Origin of the sequence: Dolichospermum circinale AWQC310F, from assembly GCF_000426925.1 — a bacterium.
GTDB classification, from domain to species: Bacteria; Cyanobacteriota; Cyanobacteriia; order Cyanobacteriales; family Nostocaceae; genus Dolichospermum; species Dolichospermum circinale.
On sequence record NZ_KE384708.1, the window covers coordinates 1 to 4,022 of the forward strand.

Genomic DNA, 4,022 nt, shown 5'->3' on the forward strand with positions numbered 1-4,022 from the left:
ATACGCCTTGGTTGAGAGACAATCTCAACTTATGTATTTGTTAGCATTAGTTAGCGAAAAAGTATCGGTGAATTCATGAAACTTGCCCATTGATCCAGATTTTTGAGAAAATGTGGCTGCTGTAGTTCAGAAAGCCAAAGAATTAAAGCATCTTCATTGTTGTCTTTGTAATAACCCCGTCGTCGTCCCGCAGTTTTGAACCCAAACTTTTGATACAGGGAAATAGCAACGTGGTTAGAATCACGGACTTCCAGGGTGGCTCTCTCTAAACCGATATCAGTAGCAGTTCGCAGTAGAGAATATAATATAGCTTTTCCTAGCCCTTGACCATGATACAGGGGATGAACAGCCAAAATTGTAATGTGTGCTTCCTCTAAAATTGACCAAAAACAGCCCATTCCCAAGAGTTCGCAGTCATTAAAAGGTGAAAATAAACCCAGAAAATGACTGTTAGGACTTTCTAACTCGCGTAGATAGCCTTCCATGGTCCACAAACCGTGGAAACAGGCTTTATCTAGTTCTAGTAACGCAGTTAAATTGTCTTTAGTCAAAGGTTGAATTTTTAAGTCTGATGAAATCACGATTTTTGAGGATTAAGGAATTTTAATGACTAATTACCAATGATCAATGATCAATTATCTATTACCCATTAGCAATGAGAGGGTAAACTGGGAATGAGGACTTATGGTCATTCTCTGAATTTTCACAAACACGATTTTAAGTAATTATGGCATTGACTTACCCCGTCGAACTTCAATTTTCTGGCCGTCAATATTTACAGCCAATAAATGACAATACTGCTGATATTTCCCCTAACCAACAACTTTTACCCCTGACAGCGAGAGTTAATCATGATGATCACCTGGAAATCGGTGGCTGCGACGTAACAACCCTAGTGGAGCAATATGGTTCACCTTTATATATTTTAGATGAGGAAACCCTGCGGACGGCTTGCAGACAATATCGAAATACCTTTAAAGAATACTATCAAGGAGAATCTCAGGTACTTTATGCTTCTAAGGCCTGGAATTGTTTAGCAGTTTGTGCCATTGTGGCCTCAGAAGGGTTAGGAATTGATGTGGTATCCGGTGGAGAACTTTATACTGCGCTGAATGCTGGTATGAATCCCAGCAAAATCTACTTACATGGGAATAATAAGTCTGATGATGAGTTAGTTTTAGCAATTGAGTCTGGTTGTACTATTGTTGCAGATAACTGGCATGAATTATATAGGTTGGTGAAGATAGGAGGGGAGCAAACAGAAAATTCTGCCGCCGCGCCGATTCGGATTATGCTACGCTTGACTCCGGGGATAGAATGCCATACTCATGAATATATTCGTACCGGACACTTAGATAGTAAATTTGGCTTTGATCCCAATGATTTACAGGAAGTGTTTGCTTTTGTGAGTAAACAAGCTAGTCTAAACTGTGTTGGTTTACACGCTCATATTGGTTCACAAATCTTTGAACGTCAACCACATAGAGATTTAGCGGCTGTGATGGTGCAGTGGTTAAAAGATGCGGCTAAACACGGATTGACAATTACAGAATTAAATGTTGGTGGTGGTTTAGGGATTAAATATATAGAATCTGATGATCCACCAAGCATTGAAGAATGGTCAAAAGCGATTTGTGAGGTCGTGCAAACGGCTTGTATATCAGAAAATCTGCCTTTACCAAAATTACTCTGTGAACCTGGGCGATCGCTCATTGCTACGGCTTGTGTTACTGCTTATACTGTTGGCTCTAGTAAGATTGTTCCCGAAATTCGCACTTATGTGGCGATTGATGGCGGAATGTCAGATAATCCTCGTCCTATCACCTACCAATCAGTTTATCGGGCGGTAGTTGCTAATAAAATGTCTGTTCCCTGCACGGAAACAGTGACATTAGCGGGTAAACATTGCGAATCAGGGGATATTCTGATTAAAAATGCCCAACTACCAAAAACTGAAGCCAATGATATTCTGGTCGTTATGGGAACAGGTGCATACAATTACAGTATGGCATCTAATTACAATCGTCTTCCCCGACCGGCAGCGGTGGTGGTGGCCAATGGCGAAGCAAATTTAATTTTGCAGCGAGAAACTTATCTTGACTTGATTCGACAAGATTGCCTACCAGAAAGACTTAAATAGTCCGTTGACAATGACTATAAGAATCCAGATGTCATGAGAGATTGGTGGAAGCAATGGCTGATAAACCTGGGAGATTGGTCACAGTCCTTGCTCCTTGGGACTCTGGATATGATGTTAGTGCTGGCACTAACATACATAATCCTAGTAATTATTAGTGAACGGCGTACGTTATGGATGGTACGAGGGTTTATAATTTTAATGCTCTGTTCGGCGCTGAGTAGTAAATTAGGATTGCCTCTGCTAAATTTTGTCCTAGAAAAATTGGTGATTGGCTGTGCTGTGGCTATGGCTGTGGCACTACAATCAGAATTTCGCCGTTTTTTAGAACAATTGGGGCGCGGTGAATTTTGGCAGTGTTTTGTGAATAACGCTAGTGCAATTCCTAAGTCGGATAGTGTAATTGACGAAATTGTGGATGCGGTTAAAGAATTGTCGAAAAATCGCATTGGCGCTTTACTAATTTTAGAAACTACAAGACCTATTGAAGAACAAGATTTTTCCGTGCCGGGGGTAAAGCTAAATGCTGAGGTTTCTAAAGAACTGATCCAAACTATTTTCCAACCCAAAACCTTGTTACACGATGGAGCGACGTTAATTCGTGGTTCACGTATTATATCATCAGGAATAATTTTACCACTTTCAGGACGCACAGCCTCCCGCCAGTTGGGAACACGCCACCGGGCAGCAATGGGAATTACCGAAAGAGTAGAAAATTGTATTTGTGTCGTTGTATCTGAAGAAACCGGTTCTATTTCCTTAGCCGAAAGAGGAACTTTATATAGACCACTAACTATTAAAAAGCTCAAAGAGTCTTTAGAGGCTCGATTTTCCCCAACTGTAGATCGGGAAGCTCATGCACCTGGTATTTTAAGTTTAGTTCGTCGGCTTGGTGGTCAGTCACTACAATTAATTTCTCGATTAGTTAGATTACCTCGTCTGATCTATGAGGGGCTACACCAACGACGCGCTACGCGTAGTTCACTTCCCGGCAGGGATACGACCGCTTCTGAAGATAAAAAATGATAACACAACCAACTGAATTGCAATATTTACCCCCTGATTTAAAACAAGAATTACTACCCCGGCACGTTGCGGTGATTATGGATGGTAATGGACGATGGGCAAAACGCCAAGGTTTACCCCGAATTGTGGGTCATAAAGCTGGTGTCAATGCTCTTAAGGATTTGCTGCACTGTTGTAAGGACTGGGGGATTAAAGCACTAACGGCCTATGCTTTTTCGACGGAGAACTGGAAAAGACCACAGGAAGAGGTGGAATTTTTAATGACTTTATTCCAGCGGGTTTTGCGTCAAGAATTGCGGGAAATGGTGGAGGAAAATGTGCAAATTCAGTTTGTGGGTGATTTATCGGCTTTACCAAAGGCACTTCAGAGGGAAATTTCCCGTTCTATGGCAGAAACTAAGGATAATCGTAGTATTCTCTTTACAATAGCTACTAATTATGGCGGTAGGCAAGAAATTTTACAAGCTTGTCAAGCGATCGCTCAAAAGGTTAAAGAAGGTTTATTAGAGCCTGAAGAAATTTCTGAAGAATTATTTGAAAGTCACTTATATACATCAGGAATAGGAGATCCAGATTTATTAATTCGTACCAGTGGGGAAATGCGCCTGTCAAATTTCTTACTTTGGCAAATGGCTTATGCAGAAATTTATATTAGTGATGCTCTCTGGCCGGATTTTAACCGCAGTGAGTTCCATCGGGCTTTATCTGCTTATCAACAGCGGGAACGACGGTTTGGGAAAGTCTGAAAATTTTAGATTGTAAATTGGTGATTTTAGATTGACAATAAATCCTAAAATCTAAAATCTAAAATCTAAAATCTAAAATCTAAAATCTAAAATCTAAAATCTAAAATCTAAAA

At 40.5% G+C, this 4,022-nt stretch carries 4 protein-coding genes; 3 read left to right on the top strand and 1 reads right to left on the bottom strand.

Translation table 11 applies throughout. The features are described 5' to 3' along the window. Positions 1-50 precede the first annotated feature (50 nt). Positions 51-581: a ribosomal protein S18-alanine N-acetyltransferase gene (gene rimI / locus ACIR310F_RS0118135; RefSeq protein WP_028085054.1), complete on the bottom strand. Its 531-nt coding sequence runs from the start codon at positions 579-581 to the stop codon at positions 51-53. A gap of 146 nt (positions 582-727) precedes the next feature. Here rimI and lysA point away from each other — a divergent pair, with 146 nt between their 5' ends. The 3 genes from lysA to ACIR310F_RS0118150 are packed head-to-tail and all read left to right on the top strand — an operon-like array spanning position 728 to position 3,909. Further along, positions 728-2,140 carry a diaminopimelate decarboxylase gene (lysA, locus tag ACIR310F_RS0118140; RefSeq protein WP_028085055.1) on the top strand — a complete coding sequence of 471 codons (1,413 nt, stop codon included), beginning with the start codon at positions 728-730 and terminating at the stop codon, positions 2,138-2,140. A 33-nt stretch (positions 2,141-2,173) separates the two neighbouring features. Beyond that, positions 2,174-3,163: a diadenylate cyclase CdaA gene (gene cdaA, locus ACIR310F_RS0118145; protein ID WP_028085056.1), complete on the top strand. Its 990-nt coding sequence runs from the start codon at positions 2,174-2,176 to the stop codon at positions 3,161-3,163. After that, positions 3,160-3,909 carry an isoprenyl transferase gene (locus tag ACIR310F_RS0118150; RefSeq protein WP_028085057.1) on the top strand — a complete coding sequence of 250 codons (750 nt, stop codon included), beginning with the start codon at positions 3,160-3,162 and terminating at the stop codon, positions 3,907-3,909. The genes cdaA and ACIR310F_RS0118150 overlap by 4 nt, the downstream gene beginning before the upstream one ends. The last annotated feature ends 113 nt before the right edge of the window (positions 3,910-4,022 follow it).

What these genes read in the sequence shown, in the direction of transcription:
- lysA (WP_028085055.1), top strand. Translation starts at nt 728, where the DNA reads ATGGCATTGACTTACCCCGTCGAACTTCAATTTTCTGGCCGTCAATAT.
- cdaA (WP_028085056.1), top strand. Translation starts at nt 2,174, where the DNA reads ATGAGAGATTGGTGGAAGCAATGGCTGATAAACCTGGGAGATTGGTCA.
- ACIR310F_RS0118150 (WP_028085057.1), top strand. Translation starts at nt 3,160, where the DNA reads ATGATAACACAACCAACTGAATTGCAATATTTACCCCCTGATTTAAAA.